We start from the raw sequence: 15895 nt of genomic DNA, 5'->3' as shown, positions 1-15895 counted from the left end.
GTCCCGCAACGCGTTCGGGCGGCGGCCGCTGAGCTTTAGCGGACAGGTCCGAGCTGAACGGTCGCGATGCGATCCCAGACGTAAGAGTGGCCCACGCGTTCCTGACTGACGAGATTGATTGCGTCGATCCGTACGTCGACCGGCGCCGGTGGAGACTGCATGGCGCTGATCACCGGTTCCGCTGAAGTGTCCGAGTTGCTGTAGGCGACGGAAAGATGTGGCACCCAGTCCGGGTCGTCAGCGAGCCGATTGGCACGTACGGTCATGGCGACCGCCCGCCTGATCCCTGATCGAATCCCGTCCAGACCGTCCCGTGGAACGACGCCCAGGACCAGCGCCTCGCTGTGGAACAACGGACGCCCAAGACTGACGTTCGTCGGCGCTACCGATCGCATGCGACCCGAAACAGCAGTGATCATGTCGTGCAGCTCCGCCTCACTGATTTCATCCGCGAAGCCAACGATCTGTGTCGTCATGTGGAGCCATGATGTCGGCACGAGATCCAGCCCCGGAAGTACAGCGAGACGGTCTCGACACTCCTCGACTACCCTTTCGACTTCCGGGCGATCATCGAACAAGATATGCCACACGTAAAGTCTGCGCCCCGGGCGTACGCCAGGGCGCCACCACCAATGATTTGTCATCCTATCCGGCAGAGGACTCAACGAACCTCCCGAGTAAGGCCTTCCCTGGCATCCAACGACTCCGCGCGAAAGATTCGAATTCGCTCTCGTAGAGTCCTGGCCGTCTCGCTCGCTCGATAACGACGGTCTTCGAGCCCTCGCTCTGCCGCCTTCAGCCGACCACTGATCGTGGCGACCCGAAAGGACGGACCGATCTCAAGTACGGGAGCAAGCTCCGCCTCCGCACCTTCTGGGTCGCCATTCAGCACATGAGCGAGTGCGGCGCCGATCCTGACTTGTGCCCAAGTGCCGTAGACCCAGGGATCTCCGTACGCCCACGCGGCATCAGCAGCCTGTGCGGCGCGCAGCATCGCATCAGGGTTACGGGCACCGAGGTGAACCTGCAACGCATAAGTGGCTTGTCGTGCGCGGGGGCACGACCATGCAGTGGCGTTTTCGTCGGGATACGAGATCTCATCCCGGGCGCCGTCCGCGGCGACGAGGGCGCATTGAGCATTTTCCAAATCTCCGAGCGACTTCAAGGCCGTGGCCTTCGAGACAGCCAACAGAACTTTTTGAGGTCCGGCCGGACTGAGCTGCAGCCCCCTGCCCGCGAGGTTCGTGGCTTCGGCGAACTCATTCTCCCAACACGCCGTCTTGGATTGAGCAATTAAGACGAGGGCCCGAGCGGGATCCGAATCCGCCTCCTGCGCGCAGGTCCAAGCGGTGCGACCGTAAGCCCTGGCGAGACGATAGCGGCCGACATCGCCGGCGAGCAGCGTCAGCAGGGCAAGTAGTTCCGCAGACACCCCGAGAAGCATCTTCGTCTGACTGATTTTCTGCCGGCCGGCCCGCAGAATGGCCACGACATCGCGCTGCAGCAGTTCAGCATCGGCCATGACATCGAGAGGTGGGCGCCGAGGGTACTCGTAAGAGAGCAGTCGAGAGTTTTCGCGCAGTATTTCGATAGTGGTGTCGCCCACGTTCGACTGCTCAAGCCAGGCTGCAAACTCGATCGTTTCAGATATTACCGGCTTTCCTATATCGGCCGAGGACAGTTGTTCTTCCGAAATGTTCGCCGGTTCGGGAAAGAGGTCCCCTTCGGACATGCCGAACGCGCGGCAGTAGAGCAGCCGATAGCGCTCGGAGATGCCGACGACGCCACGCTCCCAGCGCTTCACATAGGTGAGGAGGCACTCGTGATCAGGAAGTGAGCCGCGGGTGTCCCCGGCAGCCCGCGCGAGCTGGCGCGCCATCTCCGGTTTGTCCCAGCCCCGAGCCTTGCGTTCGGCACGGATGCGCTCGGCGTGCAGCCGGCGAGTGTCGGCGGACATATCCAGTACCTCTGCTGACGTCCCGGAACACCGGGGGCGTGTTCTGCCTTGTTCCCGCATTGTCCCCTGCCGCTCGCCAAGACACATCGTTTTCACTGAAAGTCAGCGGACGGCTACGCGAGCGAAGGCAGGGAGGTCGCCACAGTGACCGATTCGACGACGGATTCACGACCAGAGGTGGACCGAATGGAACGGGTGATCCGGGCACGGCTCGATGAGCTCGCCGAGGCTCTACAGAGCCAGGGCCTGGCGGTGCGGGTGGGGACCAGTGCGCTGGTGGCGTGGAACCCCTCAGCGTCGGCGACCGATGACCCGCGCGGGCAGGTCATGAACCCGGGCCTGTCGCAGTACGTGGCCATCGCGCCGGACGGCGGGTCGCTGCACTGGTACCGGTGCTGGACCGGCCCCACCCGCGACGCACCGCTGGAGACCGAGTACATGTGCCCGGCCGATGAGCTCGATCGCGCAGCCTCCCTGATCACCAAGGTTCTGCGCGTCGACGGGCAACACGATCGCCGGCCATGACCGGCCCCTGGAGTCACGGCCCTCGTGGCGTTCAAGGACCCGACACCCGCGTCGATCAAGTCAACCCGCGCCCAACACCGTACGGTCCCGACCCAGGGGTGTGGCTGACACGGCTGAGGGCCGAGTTCCCCCGGTGGGGCATCCTGTTCGATCCGTGGAAATCCACCTGGATAGCGGTGCGAGGCCGGCAGCAGATCGAGGTCGCGCCCACAGCGATCGCATTACGCGATGCACTGGGAGCGCGGAGACCTTGATCCCTGGTGTCTGCTGCGGCCTACCGTCACCGATCGCCAGGGATCACATCCGCTTGGGCGACGGCCTTCTGCACCGTCCGGTGCCCGGGCAGGTCGGCCAGCTCGGGTACAGGCGTCGGATGCGCATTGTGCGGCTTCTGTCCGTGGGCTGGGCCTGGGTATGCCGAGTGTTTCGTCCGGACTGGACGTTCGGACGGACCCGGCATATGCGGTTTCCCCATTTCGCCCCATCCGCAGCGGTGACCGGTCGCTCCGTACAACGCGCGGAGGTCCCGCCGGCGGCGGGCCGGCGGCGGAACCTCTTGAGCGCACGTCAGGTGGTCTGGTCAGAATGCCTCTTCGGGGAGGTCCATCAGGTCGGCCGTGGTGGCCTCGGTGATCGCGCGCTCGGCGGCGAGCTTCGGCAGCTGGGTCGCGCAGAAGAACTGGGTGGCCGCGATCTTGCCGGTGTAGAACGCCTTGTCGGCCTCGGAGACCTCGCCGCCCAGCTTGGTGAGCGCGACCTCCGCCTGGCGGCAGAGCAGCCAGGCGATGACGACGTCGCCGAGGGCCATGAGGAGGCGGGTCGTGTTGAGGCCGACCTTGTAGATCTCCTCCGGCCGCTCCATCGAGCCGAGCGCCCAGCCGATCATCGGGTTGAGGATGCCCTGGGCGTCCTCGAGGGCCTTGCCGAGCAGGGCCCGCTCCTTCTTGAGCCGGCCGTTGCCCGCCTCGCTCTCCACGAACTCCTTGATCTGCCCGGCGAGGTGCTGCAGCGCCTCGCCGTTGTCCCGCAGGATCTTGCGGAAGAAGAAGTCCATGCCCTGGATCGCCGTGGTGCCCTCGTACAGAGAGTCGATCTTGGCGTCCCGGATGTACTGCTCGATCGGGTAGTCCTGCAGGAATCCGGAGCCGCCGAGGGTCTGCAGCGACTGGGTCAGCACCTCGTACGCCCGCTCGGAGCCGACGCCCTTGACGATGGGCAGCAGCAGGTCGTTGACCTTCTCGGCGAGCTTGTCCGGCTCGCCGGCGGCCTCGGCGAGCTGCGCCTTGTCCTGGTACGTCGCCGTGTAGAGGACGAGCGCCCGCATGCCCTCGGCGTAGGCCTTCTGCAGCATGAGCAGGCGGCGTACGTCGGGGTGGTGGGTGATGGTGACGCGCGGCGCGGCCTTGTCGGCCATCTTGGTCAGGTCGGCGCCCTGGACGCGCTCCTTGGCGTAGTCCAGCGCGTTGAGGTAGCCGGTGGACAGCGTCGAGATCGCCTTCGTGCCGACCATCATGCGGGCCTGCTCGATGATCAGGAACATCTGCTTGATGCCCTCGTGGACGTCGCCCACGAGGTAGCCGATGGCCGGGTGCTTCTCGCCGAAGGTGAGCTCGCAGGTCGTGGAGACCTTGAGGCCCATCTTCTTCTCGACGTTGGTGACGTAGACGCCGTTGCGCTCGCCGAGCTCACCGGTCTCGGTGTCGACGAGGTACTTCGGCACGATGAACATCGACAGGCCCTTGGTGCCCGGCTTGGCGCCCTCGGGGCGGGCCAGCACGTAGTGCAGGATGTTGTCGGCCATGTCGTGCTCGGCGCTGGTGATGAAGCGTTTGACGCCCTCGATGTGCCAGGTGCCGTCGGGCTGCTGGACCGCCTTCGTACGGCCGGCGCCGACGTCGGAGCCCGCGTCGGGCTCGGTCAGCACCATGGTCGAGCCCCAGTGCTTCTCGACCGCCATCTCGGCGAGCCTCTTCTGCTCCGGCGTGCCGATGCGCCACAGGAGCTGGGCGAAGCTCGGGCCGCTGGAGAACATCCAGATGGCCGGGTTCGCGCCGAGGATGAGCTCCGCGACGGCCCAGTGCAGGCTGCGGGGGGCGTTCATGCCGCCGAGTTCGGTCGGCAGCTCGAGGCGCCACCACTCGGCGTCGTTGAAGTAGGCCCGGAAGGACTTCTTGAAGCTCTCGGGCATCGTGACCGAGTGCGTCTCGGGGTCGAACACGGGCGGGTGCCGGTCCGCGTCCTCGAAGGACTCGGCGAGCACGCCGGTGGCGAGACGGTTCACCTCGTCCAGGACGCTGCGCGCGGTGTCCTCGTCGACCTCGCCGAACGGCCCGGTGCCCAGGATCTCCTGACGGCCGAGGACCTCGAAGAGGTTGAACTCGATGTCACGCAGGTTGCTCTTGTAGTGGCCCATGAACACCCCGTTGCTCTCGGGCGGGCGGATCGCACCCGGGTTACGTACCAGTCAGTAACACATGATGCTACCCGTGAGTAACTGAACAGACAACTGTGTACCGGAATATGGGCGTTCGGCGGCGAACGGGCGATCGCGGCTTGCCTGAGCCCGGCCCCTTCCCCGCCGGGCGATGTATGACATTCGCCGCAGCCTTGGTGATCAATAGGACCTACGATGACCGTCTGTGGCCGATCGGTGGAACGCCGTCCGCGCATGGCGGGACGGTGAGCGACGACTGCGGCTGACCCGCTCCGAACGGCGGCTCTGGGACGCGTACCGGACGGGCGCGCTCGTGTCGTTCGGCGACGAACGGCCGCCCGCCACCGGCTCCCCGGACCGTACGATCCGGGCCGAGGTGATCTCCGCGCTGCTGCTCGGGGCGTGCGAGCCCGCGCCCGGCCACGTGCCCGCCGTACGCCTGCGCGGCGCGCGAATCACCGGCGTGCTGAACGTCTCCGGCGGCGCGGTCGGCTGTGAGCTCCGTCTCGAGCGCTGCGTCCTCGAGGAGCGACCGGACTTCTCCAACGCCCGTGCCCGGCAGATGCGCCTGAGCGGCTGCGCGTTCCCCGGGTTCGACGGCGGCGGACTTCAGGCGGAGGGCTACCTGAGCCTGTCCGAGTCGCTGATCGAGGGCGAGGTACGGCTGACCCGGGCGGCCCTGTCCGGCGGATTCCGGATGAACAACGTGCGCCTGCGCAACCCCGGCGGATACGCGCTGTACGCGGGCCTGCTCACGGTCGACGCCGGCGCGTACATCCGCAACTCCGACATCATCGGCGAGGTGCGCCTCACCGGCTCCCGCATGACGGGCGGCCTGTTCATGTACGGGACGACGCTGCGCGACGGCGCCTGCGCCATGGACGGCGACAACATGATCGTCCAGGACCGCATGGAGTGCAGCGCCGGCTTCACCGCCGAGGGCCCGGTGCGCCTGCGCGGCGCTCGGATCGACGGCACGCTCTCGTTCGACCAGGGCGCGATCCGCGCTCCCGGCCGGCGCGCCCTCCACCTGAGCCACGCCGACGTCAAGGAACTGATCCTCGTCCCCCGCGAGCCGATCCAGGGCGAGGTCACGCTCGGGTACTCGCGCATCGACGTCATCCTGGACCGGCCCGACGTCTGGCCCGAACAACTACGGCTCAACGGCCTGGTGTACGAGACGCTGCGCGGGGATCCGGAGGAGGGTCAGCGGCTCGACTGGGTCTCCCGGGATCCCCATGGGTTCCGCCCGCAGCCGTACGAGCAGCTCGCCGCCTGGCTGCGCCGGATCGGCCGGGAGGACCTGGCCCGCAAGTGCCAGCTCGCCAAGCAGCGGGCCCGCCGACGGCACCTCGGGCCGATCGGCCGCGCGTGGGGCGTCCTGCTCGACTGGACGGTCGGGTACGGCTACCGGCCCTGGATCGCCGCCGTGTGGCTGGCCGTGCTCGTCGCCGTCGGCACCACCGTGTTCAGCATCGACCACCCGCGTACGATCAAGCAGCCGGACGAGCGACCGCACTTCCACGCGCTGATCTACACGCTCGACCTGATGCTGCCGATCGAGACGTTCGGGCAGCGCACCGCCTGGGACCCGGTCGGGTGGTCCCGCTGGCTCGCCTGGTCCCTGACCGGCACCGGCTGGATCCTGGCCACCGCGCTGATCTCCGGCGTCGCCCGGGTGCTGCGTCCCTCCTGAGGATCACGGGGAAGAATGAGGTTCGTGGGAACCTACCTGATCACCGGGGCCACGGGCGGCATCGGCTCGGCCGTCGCCGAGCTGCTGTACGACGCCGGGCACTCGCTCATCCTCGTCGGACGCTCCGCCGAGCGGCTGGAGGAGATCGTCACACGGCTCGGCCACCCGACCCCGCTGGCCGTCGAGCCGACGGCCCACCCGACGGCCGAGCACCGCGTCCGGATCCTGGCGCTGGACCTGTCCGACCCCCGGCGGATCGAGGCGTCGCTCGCGGCCGCCGGACTCCCGCCGCTGGACGGTGTCGTCCACAGTGCGGGCGTGGTCGAGCTGGGCACCGTCGCGGAGGCGCCGCCGGGCACCTGGGTCGAGCAGCTCCTGGTGAACGCGGCCGCCCCCGCCGAGCTGACCCGCCTGCTGCTGCCGCTGCTGCGCGCGGCGCGCGGCCACGTCGTCTTCGTCAACTCCGGCTCGGGGCTGCGCGCCCGGGGCGGGTGGGGCGCGTACGCCGCGAGCAAGCACGCGCTGCGGGCCCTCGCCGACGCGCTCCGCGACGAGGAGCCGGAGATCCGGGTCACGTCGGTCTACCCGGGCCGTACGGCGAGTGAGATGCAGCGCAAGGTCCGCGACCAGGAGGGCGAGGCGTACGACCCGGCGGACTACATGTCGGCCCGGACCGTCGCCACGGTGATCGTCAACGCGCTGGCCACCCCGCGCGACGCGACCGTCACCGACGTCAGCGTGCGCGGCTGACCCTGCCTGGGCCGGTCGGGGTCCGGCCCGCGGCAGCGCCACGGGCCGGTACGACGGCGAGCGGGTACGCCGGCGGGTCAGGCGGACGGCAGCGCCGGCGGGGCGGTGCGGCGGCGGGTCAGGCGGGCGGCGAGGATGCCGCCGATCAGCCCGAACAGGTGCGCCTGCCAGGAGATGCCCGGCTGCCCGGGCAGCACGCCGAAGATCATCGTGCCGTACACCAGGGCGATGACGACGCCGAGGAGGATGTCCAGGACGCGGCGTTCGAAGAAGCCGCGCGCCAGCAGGTAGCCGAAGTAGCCGAAGATCAGGCCGCTCGCGCCGACGGTCACGACGTTCGAGGCGGCCAGGAACCACACGCCGAGACCGCTGACGACCATGACGATCACGCTGACGGCGATGAAGCGGCCCAGGCCGCGCAGTGCCGTCAGGAAGCCGAAGATCGCCAGCGGTACCGAGTTGGCCATGATGTGGTCGAGGTTGGCGTGCAGGAACGGCGCCGTGAAGATGTGCCACAGGGAGTGCACGTTGTGCGGCTGGATGCCGTACTCCCGGGTGAGGTCACCGCCGTAGTTCGCGACCTCCACCGCCCAGCAGGCGCCGAGCAGCAGAACGGTGATGATCAGCGCGCCGACCGCGCGCGAGGCGTGGTGGGCGAGTCCGTCGCGGGGGGACCGCGCGGTGATCGAGGGGTCGGCCATAGCGCAACCGTACGTCGCGGACCGTCGGGGTGAAATAAGAAACCACGGGCGCACGCCGCAGAACCGCGGGCGTACGCCTCAGTGCCAGGCGGGCGCGGCGGGCAGCGGCTTCAGGCGCAGGTAGCGGCGCTCGTCCGGGGTGGTCCCGCCCCAGATGCCGGCCGACTCGCCCGCGCGCAGCGCCCAGGCGAGGCAGTCCGACGCCACGGGACAGCTCGCGCACACCTGCTTGGCCTCGGCCACCTGGTCCAGGGCCGGGCCGCTGGTGCTGACCGGGAAGAACAGCTCGGGGTCGGCGCTTTGGCAGGCCGCGAGATCCGTCCAGTGTTCGATCATCAGATACCTCCGAAGAGACCCCCGCCTTCGGGCGGGAGAGGAACCGGCCCCCTGCGGGACAGGGCAGAGACCGGAAATCCGCCTCGGCGGATTTCCGTGACCTTCCGCCAAGCCCGTAGCTGAGTGTTAGCGTGACTTCTGCCTGGCGGGCGAGAACCAAGCCCGCCGGGCCTACCGCTGGGCTGGCGGGAAGTCAGGTCTGTGGAGCTTGTGTAAGACCGATGGGCGGCACTCCGTCCCTCGCCGGTGTTCCGGGTCGGCAACGGGCCGTGAAGCAGAAAGCTCAACCCGTGAGGGTTGAATCTCCCTGCTTCGGCTGGGAGCGAAGTCAATACGATGCCTCCAGGTCGAACAACGCTGCGACGGTCTCAGGGCGCGCCTCGGCGCGTCTCCGGACCGGCAGCAGCCGATCGATGATCTGCCGGAGCGCGGTCTCGACGGCGCCGAGGTGGTCCTCCGCGAGCGAGGGGACGCGGCGGGCCAACCGGGTGAGCTCGTCCTCGACCAGCTCCTGGCAGTGGCGGTCCAGGAGCCGGGCGGGAGCATCCATCGTCGACGGTGCGGTCACGCCGCCTCCTGAAGCGCGCTATTGACGAATCGTAGTACTACCAACTGTAGTACTACGCCTAGTCGTGTCAATTCTCGCTAAAGTTTTGGACCGTGCCCACCGATGTGACCTTCCGCGACGCCACCAGAGACGACGTGCCGGCGATCGTCGCGCTGCTCGCCGACGACGCGATCGGCGCGGGCCGGGAGGGCGACATCGACGCCTACTGGGCCGCCTTCGCCCACATCGACGCCGACCCGCGCAACCGCCTGATCGTGGCCGAGGTCGACGGCGAGGTCGCCGGCACGCTGCAGCTCACCTTCATCCCCGGGCTCAGCCGGATGGGCACCGAACGCGCCCAGATCGAGGCGGTCCGCGTCGGCAGCGCCCACCGGGGCCGCGGCCTCGGTCACCGGTTGATCGACTGGGCGATCGACGAGGCGCGGCGGCGGGGCTGCGGCCTCGTCCAGTTGACCTCGGACAAGCGCCGCACGGACGCCATCCGCTTCTACGAGTCCCTCGGTTTCGAAGCGACCCACGAGGGAATGAAACGGCCGCTCTGACACCGTTCGGTAAACCTTGATCGACTTCTGGGCGTCCTGACAGCTAATCATCCGCGCATGCGCAGCAAGCGCTTAGCCCGGCGTTTACCCGGGTGTTGGTTACATGTCCGGACACTAAGGTAGATCGAAGGGATCCCCCCCAGCGATGGTCGCACTCGCCGCGTCGGCCCGGCTCGACGCAGACGATGTCCTTCGAATCCGCTGGGCCGAGCCCCCGGCCGACGAGACGACACTCACGCTCCGCCGGGAGGACGCCGCGCACACGGTCCGCCTCGACGATGCGGCCGCCGACCTGTCACGGCTGGACCTCGCCGCCGGTACCTGGTCGGTGCACGCGGCCGAGGGCGAGGTGATCACGACCGACCCGGGCTTCTCGCTCGACGGCCTGGTGGAGTACGCGCGACGGAGCCGCACCCGGGCGCTGCGGGCCTTCCGCGCCCCCTCGGGCGGCCTGCGCGTCGACGTGCGGTCGGTCGGGCCGTACGCCGAGGTCACCGCCGTCCACCCCGGTGAGGACAAGCTGACGCTCGAAGGGTTCCTCGCGTACGGCGCCACGCCCACCGCGGACGAGATCGTCGCCGCCCGGCGCAAGACCGCCCAGGAGGTCACCGGCACGGTGACGGTCACCGGGGACCGCTGGCACGCCGAACTGCCGAACGCCCCCTTCGCGGTGGAGACCGAGCGCGGCTTCTGGGACCTGCGGATCGGTGCTCTCAACGTCGCCACCCTGCTCGACGACATCCCGGACAAGAAGAACAAGGTCCGGTTCCCGGCGCGGCATGTCGTACGGGACATCGACCGCGTACGAATCCGTGCCTACTACACCGACAAGGACCACCTCGCGATCGCCACCACGGTCGTCGCGAACGCGGAGGCGTCATGAAGATCTCCATCCTCATCATGAACGCCTATGGCATGGGCGGCACGGTCCGCGCGACGTTGAACCTGGCGGACGAACTGGCCAGGCGCCACGAGGTCGAGGTCGTCAGCGTCTTCCGGCACCGGGACAAGCCGTTCCTGCCGCACTCCGACCGGGTGACGCTGTCCAGCCTGGTCGATCTCCGGCCGGATTCCAAGAAGTGGTGGCGGGTCGGGTTCTCCTCCCGGATCAAGAAGCCCAGCACGCTGATGCACCCCGATGAGCGCGCGTACGACAACTTCAACGCCGAGAGCGACCGGGCGCTGCAGCGGTACCTCGCCGCCCTGCGGACCGACGTCCTGATCACCACCCGGGCCGGGCTCAACATCGCCGCCGCGCGGCTGGCCCGTGACGGGGTCACCCTCATCGGCCAGGAGCACCTGCACTTCGGCGCGCACAAGCCCGGCATCCTCGAAGAGATCCGCACCTGGTATCCGAAGCTGGACGCGGTCATCACGCTGACCGACGCGGACCACGCCGAGTACGCGCGGATGCTCGACGGTCACCCGACCCAGGTGCACACGATCGGCAACGGGCTGCCCGAGGAGCCGCGCCCGCAGTCCCGGCTGGAGAACCCCGTCGTCCTCGCCGCCGGCCGGCTCGTCAAGGTCAAGGGGTACGACCGGCTGCTGGGCGCGTTCGCCAAGGTCATCGAGAAGCGCCCCGACTGGAAGCTGCGCATTTACGGCAACGGCACGCACGCCGACAAGCTGAGCAGGCAGGCCCGCCGCCTGGGCCTGCACAACAACGTCGCCTTCATGGGACCGACCAGCGACATCGAGGGCGAGCTGGCCAAGGCGTCGATCCACGTCATCACCTCGCGGTTCGAGGGGTTCGGCATGACGATCGTGGAGGCGTTCGCGGCCGGGGTGCCGGTGGTGTCCTTCGACTGCCCGCAGGGTCCCCGGGAGATCATCACGTCCGGCGAAGACGGCGTTCTGGTTCCCGACGGCGACATCGACGCGTTCGCCGACGCCCTGCTGTCCCTCATGGACGATCCGGAGAAGATGCGACGGCTCGCCGAGAACGGCCGGCGGACCGCGGAGCGCTACCGGATCTCCGAGGTCGCCGACCGCTGGGACGATGTGTTCACCGCCCTGCGTCACGAGCGGGCCGCGTAGTCGCGCAGCGCGATGCCCTCGGCGGCCTTGCGGGCCATCTTCGAGGCCATGCCCGACAGGGGGGACGGGCAGTACGCGGCGTCGCCGACCAGGGCGGCCTGGCCGCGCGGGGCTCACCGAGCCGGCCGAGCGCGGTGATCGCCTCGAGTCCGGCGACGAACTCGGGAATGCAGGTGTAGCCGACGGTCATATCGGTCCGTACCGCGCCGGGAGCGACGGTGTTCACGGTGATGCCGCGCCTGCCGAGTTCGTTGGCCAGCGACGGGGCCATCGACTCCAGCGCGGCCTTGGTGATCGTGTAGCCGATCTGGATGGTGACCGCGAAGCGGCTGGCCGTCGACCCCATGTTGACGATGCGGCCGCCGTCGTTCAGCAGCGAGCGGGCGCTCACCGCGGGCTCACCGGCCGCCGTACGTGCCGCGGCGCGCGTTCCATGCCTCGGTCAACGGCGTTCCCGTTTTCCGTCGTGCGCCCTCCGTTCACGCCACGACCCGCTGAATCATCTGCGTCATCATCGGCGAGTATTCGAGGGGAAACGCCATGGTCGACAACGAACTCTTCGGCGGAGCCGAGCCCGCGTGGCGCGTGACGGTCGCCGCCGAGCTGTACCGGATCGAGGAGCACTGCTCGCACTCGGCGCGCGCCCAGGCCGAGACGGTGAAGATCTGGCGGGTCCTCAACCTGTGGCTCGGATCCACCGCCGTCCTGGCCGCCGGGGTGGCCGGCAGCCTCGTCCTGGCCGGCGACCGCTTCCCCCTGATCGCGGGCGGCCTGGCGCTGGGCGCCGCGCTGCTCGCCACGGTCGTCAGCATGGTCGCGCCCGGTCGCAAGGAGAACCAGGCGGCCGAGGCGGCCAAGGCGTACCGGTCGGTGGAGACGGCCGCGCGGCAGTCCCGCGAGGTCGACCTGCCCGGCCACGCCTTCATGCAGGCGCGGCAGGTGCTCGACGAGCTCACCGGCCGCTGGCACGCGGTCGTCCGCAACGCCCCTCCCGCCCCCGCGTGGGCCCAGCACCGCGCCGAGCGCAACCGGTACGTCGAGCGGGCCGAGGAGGTCATGACCGAGCGCATGAGCGACATCGTGCGCGTGTTCCAGACCCCACGGCGGGCCGCCGACCAGCCGGCCTGAGCGTGGTCGGGCAGCCTCCTCCGCAGCAGCCTGAGCGTGGTCGAACGGCGTGCTCCGCGCGGCCGCTCTCACCGCCGTCTCCGCTGGTCGCGGGGGCGATCCGTGAAAGACGGTCGAACGGCACGTCGAATCGTTGACGGTCTCGGCGCGCCGGGGTGAGCGTCATCCTCGATCGGCAGCCTCTGTCCCTCCCACCGGTGGCGCTGCCGAGAGAGGAGTCCGTCAATGCGCAGAAATCCGGTCGGCGCGCTCACGGCCGCGCTGGTCGCCGCGATCATGGTCCTGGCGGGCCTCGCCGGTCAGGTCGCCGTCGGCGGCGCGGCCTCCGCCGCGGAGTCGTACACCTGGCGCAACGTCCAGATCGGCGGCGGCGGGTTCGTGCCGAGCATCGTGTTCAACCAGTCGCAGGCCAACCTGATCTACGCCCGCACCGACATCGGCGGCGTGTACCGCTGGAACCAGTCGACGAGTTCCTGGACGCCGCTGCTGGACTCGATCGGCTTCACGAACTGGGGGTGGATGGGCGCCGCGAGCCTGGCGACCGACCCCGTCGACCCGAACCGCGTGTACGTGGCCGCCGGCATGTACACCAACGGCTGGGACCCGAACAACGGCGCCATCCTGCGGTCCACGAACAAGGGCGACAGCTGGACCGCCACACCGCTGCCGTTCAAGCTGGGCGGCAACATGCCCGGCCGGGGCATGGGCGAACGCCTGGCCATCGACCCGAACAAGGACGGCGTCCTCTACCTCGGCGCGCCGAGCGGCAACGGCCTGTGGCGCAGCACCGACTACGGCGCCACCTGGGCGAAGGTGACGAGCTTCCCGAACCCTGGGACGTACAAGCAGGACCCGAGCGACTCCTCCGGCTACCTCAGCGACGACCAGGGCGTCGTGTGGGTGACGTTCGACAAGCGCACGGGCACCTCCGGGAACGCCACGAAGACCATCTACGTGGGCGTCGCGGACCCGCAGAACACCGTGTACCGCTCCACCGACGGCGGCTCCACCTGGCAGCGCCTCGCCGGCCAGCCGACCGGGTACCTCGCGCACAAGGGCGTCCTCGACACGACCAACGGCTACCTCTACCTCGCGACCAGCGACAAGGGCGGCCCGTACGACGGGTCGAAGGGCCAGGTGTGGCGCTACGACACCGCGACCGGCGCGTGGACCGACATCAGCCCGATCCCGGCGTCCAGCGGCGACAACTACTACGGCTACAGCGGGCTGAGCGTCGACCGGCAGCACCCCGGCACCCTCATGGTGACCGGGTACAGCTCCTGGTGGCCGGACACGATGATCTGGCGCAGCACCGACAGCGGCGCCACCTGGACCCGCGCCTGGGACTGGAGCAGCTACCCGAACCGTACGTTCCGCTACACGCTGGACGTCTCCTCGGTGCCGTGGCTGACGTTCGGCGCCAACCCGTCGCCGCCCGAGGTGACGCCCAAGCTCGGCTGGATGACCGAGGCGCTGGAGATCGACCCGTTCGACTCCGCGCGGATGATGTACGGGACGGGTGCCACGATCTACGGCACGACGAACCTGACGAACTGGGACTCCGGTGGGCAGATAGCGCTGAAGCCGATGGTCAAGGGCCTGGAGGAGACCGCGGTCAACGACCTGATCAGCCCGCCGTCCGGCGACGCGCACCTGCTGTCGGCCCTCGGTGACATCGGCGGCTTCCGCCACACCAACCTCGACGCGATCCCGTCGATGATGTTCACCCAGCCGAACCTGACCACGACGACGAGCCTCGACTACGCCGAGACGAACCCCGCCTGGATGGTCCGCGTCGGAAACGTCGACAAGTCGGCCAGCCCGAACGTCAACCGGATCGGCTTCTCCACCGACGGCGGCGCCGACTGGTGGCAGGGCAGTGAGCCACCGGGCGTGACCGGCGGCGGCACGGTCGCGGCGGCCGCGGACGGGTCCCGCTTCGTGTGGAGCCCCGACGGCACGGGCGTGTACTACTCCGTCGGCTTCGGCAACTCCTGGACCGCCTCGTCCGGCATCCCGTCCGGCGCGCGGGTCGCCGCCGACCGGGTGAACCCGAAGAAGTTCTACGGCCTGTCCGGCGGACGCCTCTACGTGAGCACGGACGGCGGCGCGACCTTCACGGCCACCGCAGCGACCGGCCTGCCGTCCTCCGGCCACGTCAAGGCGGTCGCGGGCCACGAGGGCGACCTCTGGCTGGCCGGCGGCGCCTCCGGCTCGACGTACGGCCTGTGGCACTCGACCGACTCCGGGGCGACGTTCACGAAGCTGTCGAACGTCCAGGAGGCCGACAACGTCGGCTTCGGCAAGGCCGCGACCGGCAAGACGTACCCGGCGTTGTACGTCATCGCCAAGGTGGGCGGCGTACGCGGCGTCTTCCGGTCCGACGACTCCGGGGCCACCTGGGTGCGGATCAACGACGACGCGCACCAGTGGGGCAACATCGGCGCCGCCATCACCGGCGACCCGCGCGTCTACGGCCGCGTCTACGTCGCCACCAACGGCCGCGGCGTCATGTACGGCGACCGCACCGGCGGGTAGCGAGCCGCTCGCCGAGGATCGCCGGTGCTGCGCGCCACGGCGGTCCTCGGCGAGTCCGGATCAGGTGTGGCTGCCGTACCAGTAGCTGTAGTAGCCGCTGGGGCCGGGCGACTCGGTGTAGACGCCCTGTGAGCTGCCGGGGTCCTGCGTCACGTAGTAGTAATCCGCGGTGATAAACGCCTGCGTGGAGTACTGGTAGCTGAACAGCTCGCCCCAGGCGTTGCGGTCGCAGGTGCTCAGCCAGGTGGAGTTCTTCGAGGTCTTCCGGTCGGTGCGCAGGCACTGGTCGGTGCCCCGCGCCCGGAGCAGGCTGAAGTTGTTGTCGTAGTTGCTGGGCACCCAGTCCCACTGCTGGTTGGTGGAGCCGTTGCAGGAGGCGGCCCACACACTGGACGTGCCGAAGGTCAGGCACTTGCCCGTCTGCCGGTTCTTGAACGTCCAGAACGTGTCGGCGTGCGCCGGGGTCGCGACACTCGTCACGGCGGCTGCGGCGATGGCCGCCCCGGCGGCGAACCGCCTGGCGGAGAAGGGGTTCTTCATGCGAGGAGTCTGTGGTTGATCACGAAAATCGACCTGACCGAATAGCATCTTCTCTCCGTCCAGATCATGAACTTGCGATCACGACGGGGGCGTCCGGCCGACGATGCGGCGGCCGGACGCCTCCGTACTCCGTGATCTCG

The 15895-nt window shown here is 69.1% G+C and carries 16 protein-coding genes; 8 read left to right on the top strand and 8 right to left on the bottom strand.

Annotation, left to right across the window (positions count from 1 at the left end; translation table 11 throughout):
- Positions 1-35: 35 nt before the first annotated feature.
- Both AB0K82_RS19540 and AB0K82_RS19535 read right to left on the bottom strand, forming a co-directional pair.
- Entirely contained in the window at positions 36-644 is a 609-nt protein-coding gene (locus AB0K82_RS19540) for a 2'-5' RNA ligase family protein (protein WP_364398812.1), read from the bottom strand.
- Between the two features lie 17 nt (positions 645-661).
- Complete coding sequence (locus tag AB0K82_RS19535; RefSeq protein ID WP_364398657.1) at positions 662-1957, bottom strand: helix-turn-helix transcriptional regulator; 1296 nt, start codon at positions 1955-1957, stop codon at positions 662-664.
- Positions 1958-2143: 186 nt separating this feature from the next.
- Between AB0K82_RS19535 and AB0K82_RS19530 the strand changes: the two genes are divergently transcribed.
- Entirely contained in the window at positions 2144-2482 is a 339-nt protein-coding gene (locus AB0K82_RS19530) for a hypothetical protein (protein ID WP_364398656.1), read from the top strand.
- Between the two features lie 580 nt (positions 2483-3062).
- Here the strand turns inward: AB0K82_RS19530 and AB0K82_RS19525 are convergent.
- Positions 3063-4895, bottom strand: a complete 1833-nt coding sequence (locus tag AB0K82_RS19525) for an acyl-CoA dehydrogenase (RefSeq protein ID WP_364398654.1) — start codon at positions 4893-4895, stop codon at positions 3063-3065.
- A 226-nt stretch (positions 4896-5121) separates the two neighbouring features.
- Between AB0K82_RS19525 and AB0K82_RS19520 the strand changes: the two genes are divergently transcribed.
- Positions 5122-6612, top strand: coding sequence for a hypothetical protein (locus tag AB0K82_RS19520; RefSeq protein ID WP_364398652.1), 1491 nt, complete (start codon positions 5122-5124; stop codon positions 6610-6612).
- Positions 6613-6627: 15 nt separating this feature from the next.
- Complete coding sequence (locus tag AB0K82_RS19515; protein ID WP_364398650.1) at positions 6628-7362, top strand: SDR family oxidoreductase; 735 nt, start codon at positions 6628-6630, stop codon at positions 7360-7362.
- Positions 7363-7439: 77 nt separating this feature from the next.
- On the opposite strand, the gene AB0K82_RS19510 is transcribed toward AB0K82_RS19515, so the two are convergent.
- The 3 genes from AB0K82_RS19510 to AB0K82_RS19500 form a co-directional block, all read right to left on the bottom strand.
- On the bottom strand, positions 7440-8063 hold the full coding sequence (locus AB0K82_RS19510; RefSeq protein ID WP_364398649.1) for a rhomboid family intramembrane serine protease: 624 nt from the start codon (positions 8061-8063) through the stop codon (positions 7440-7442).
- A 78-nt stretch (positions 8064-8141) separates the two neighbouring features.
- Positions 8142-8399, bottom strand: coding sequence for a WhiB family transcriptional regulator (locus AB0K82_RS19505; RefSeq protein ID WP_364398647.1), 258 nt, complete (start codon positions 8397-8399; stop codon positions 8142-8144).
- A 328-nt stretch (positions 8400-8727) separates the two neighbouring features.
- Positions 8728-8967 (bottom strand): hypothetical protein, encoded by a 240-nt coding sequence (locus AB0K82_RS19500; protein WP_364398646.1) that lies wholly within the window; start codon positions 8965-8967, stop codon positions 8728-8730.
- Positions 8968-9059: 92 nt separating this feature from the next.
- On the opposite strand from AB0K82_RS19500, the gene AB0K82_RS19495 reads away from it, so the two are divergent.
- The 3 genes from AB0K82_RS19495 (at position 9060) to AB0K82_RS19485 (ending at position 11549) form a co-directional block, all read left to right on the top strand.
- Positions 9060-9509, top strand: a complete 450-nt coding sequence (locus tag AB0K82_RS19495; protein ID WP_364398644.1) for a GNAT family N-acetyltransferase — start codon at positions 9060-9062, stop codon at positions 9507-9509.
- A gap of 145 nt (positions 9510-9654) precedes the next feature.
- Positions 9655-10392: a hypothetical protein gene (locus AB0K82_RS19490; protein WP_364398642.1), complete on the top strand. Its 738-nt coding sequence runs from the start codon at positions 9655-9657 to the stop codon at positions 10390-10392.
- Positions 10389-11549, top strand: coding sequence for a glycosyltransferase family 4 protein (locus AB0K82_RS19485; protein ID WP_364398641.1), 1161 nt, complete (start codon positions 10389-10391; stop codon positions 11547-11549). The genes AB0K82_RS19490 and AB0K82_RS19485 overlap by 4 nt, the downstream gene beginning before the upstream one ends.
- Here AB0K82_RS19485 and AB0K82_RS19480 read toward each other — a convergent pair.
- The gene (locus AB0K82_RS19480) at positions 11518-11940 is read right to left on the bottom strand and encodes an SDR family oxidoreductase (protein ID WP_364398639.1); all 423 of its coding nucleotides are present in this window, start codon (positions 11938-11940) and stop codon (positions 11518-11520) included. The two genes, AB0K82_RS19485 and AB0K82_RS19480, sit on opposite strands and share 32 nt — an antisense overlap.
- Positions 11941-12089: 149 nt before the next feature.
- On the opposite strand from AB0K82_RS19480, the gene AB0K82_RS19475 reads away from it, so the two are divergent.
- Positions 12090-12677 (top strand): SLATT domain-containing protein, encoded by a 588-nt coding sequence (locus AB0K82_RS19475; RefSeq protein WP_364398637.1) that lies wholly within the window; start codon positions 12090-12092, stop codon positions 12675-12677.
- A gap of 225 nt (positions 12678-12902) precedes the next feature.
- Entirely contained in the window at positions 12903-15215 is a 2313-nt protein-coding gene (locus AB0K82_RS19470) for a xyloglucanase (protein WP_364398636.1), read from the top strand.
- Positions 15216-15275: 60 nt separating this feature from the next.
- On the opposite strand, the gene AB0K82_RS19465 is transcribed toward AB0K82_RS19470, so the two are convergent.
- Positions 15276-15755 carry an RICIN domain-containing protein gene (locus AB0K82_RS19465; protein ID WP_364398634.1) on the bottom strand — a complete coding sequence of 160 codons (480 nt, stop codon included), beginning with the start codon at positions 15753-15755 and terminating at the stop codon, positions 15276-15278.
- Positions 15756-15895: the final 140 nt, after the last annotated feature.

It is taken from the genome of Actinoallomurus sp. NPDC052274 (genome assembly GCF_040679475.1).
GTDB classification, from domain to species: Bacteria; Actinomycetota; Actinomycetes; order Streptosporangiales; family Streptosporangiaceae; genus Actinoallomurus; species Actinoallomurus liliacearum.
This window is presented reverse-complemented; position numbering and strand designations above follow the sequence as displayed.

Bases quoted from the DNA above. Each gene is read 5' to 3' on its own strand.
- AB0K82_RS19540 (WP_364398812.1), bottom strand. From the start codon at position 644: ATGACAAATCATTGGTGGTGGCGCCCTGGCGTACGCCCGGGGCGCAGA.
- AB0K82_RS19535 (WP_364398657.1), bottom strand. From the start codon at position 1,957: ATGTCCGCCGACACTCGCCGGCTGCACGCCGAGCGCATCCGTGCCGAA.
- AB0K82_RS19530 (WP_364398656.1), top strand. From the start codon at position 2,144: ATGGAACGGGTGATCCGGGCACGGCTCGATGAGCTCGCCGAGGCTCTA.
- AB0K82_RS19525 (WP_364398654.1), bottom strand. From the start codon at position 4,895: ATGGGCCACTACAAGAGCAACCTGCGTGACATCGAGTTCAACCTCTTC.
- AB0K82_RS19515 (WP_364398650.1), top strand. From the start codon at position 6,628: ATGAGGTTCGTGGGAACCTACCTGATCACCGGGGCCACGGGCGGCATC.
- AB0K82_RS19510 (WP_364398649.1), bottom strand. From the start codon at position 8,063: ATGGCCGACCCCTCGATCACCGCGCGGTCCCCCCGCGACGGACTCGCC.
- AB0K82_RS19505 (WP_364398647.1), bottom strand. From the start codon at position 8,399: ATGATCGAACACTGGACGGATCTCGCGGCCTGCCAAAGCGCCGACCCC.
- AB0K82_RS19490 (WP_364398642.1), top strand. From the start codon at position 9,655: ATGGTCGCACTCGCCGCGTCGGCCCGGCTCGACGCAGACGATGTCCTT.
- AB0K82_RS19485 (WP_364398641.1), top strand. From the start codon at position 10,389: ATGAAGATCTCCATCCTCATCATGAACGCCTATGGCATGGGCGGCACG.
- AB0K82_RS19475 (WP_364398637.1), top strand. From the start codon at position 12,090: ATGGTCGACAACGAACTCTTCGGCGGAGCCGAGCCCGCGTGGCGCGTG.
- AB0K82_RS19470 (WP_364398636.1), top strand. From the start codon at position 12,903: ATGCGCAGAAATCCGGTCGGCGCGCTCACGGCCGCGCTGGTCGCCGCG.
- AB0K82_RS19465 (WP_364398634.1), bottom strand. From the start codon at position 15,755: ATGAAGAACCCCTTCTCCGCCAGGCGGTTCGCCGCCGGGGCGGCCATC.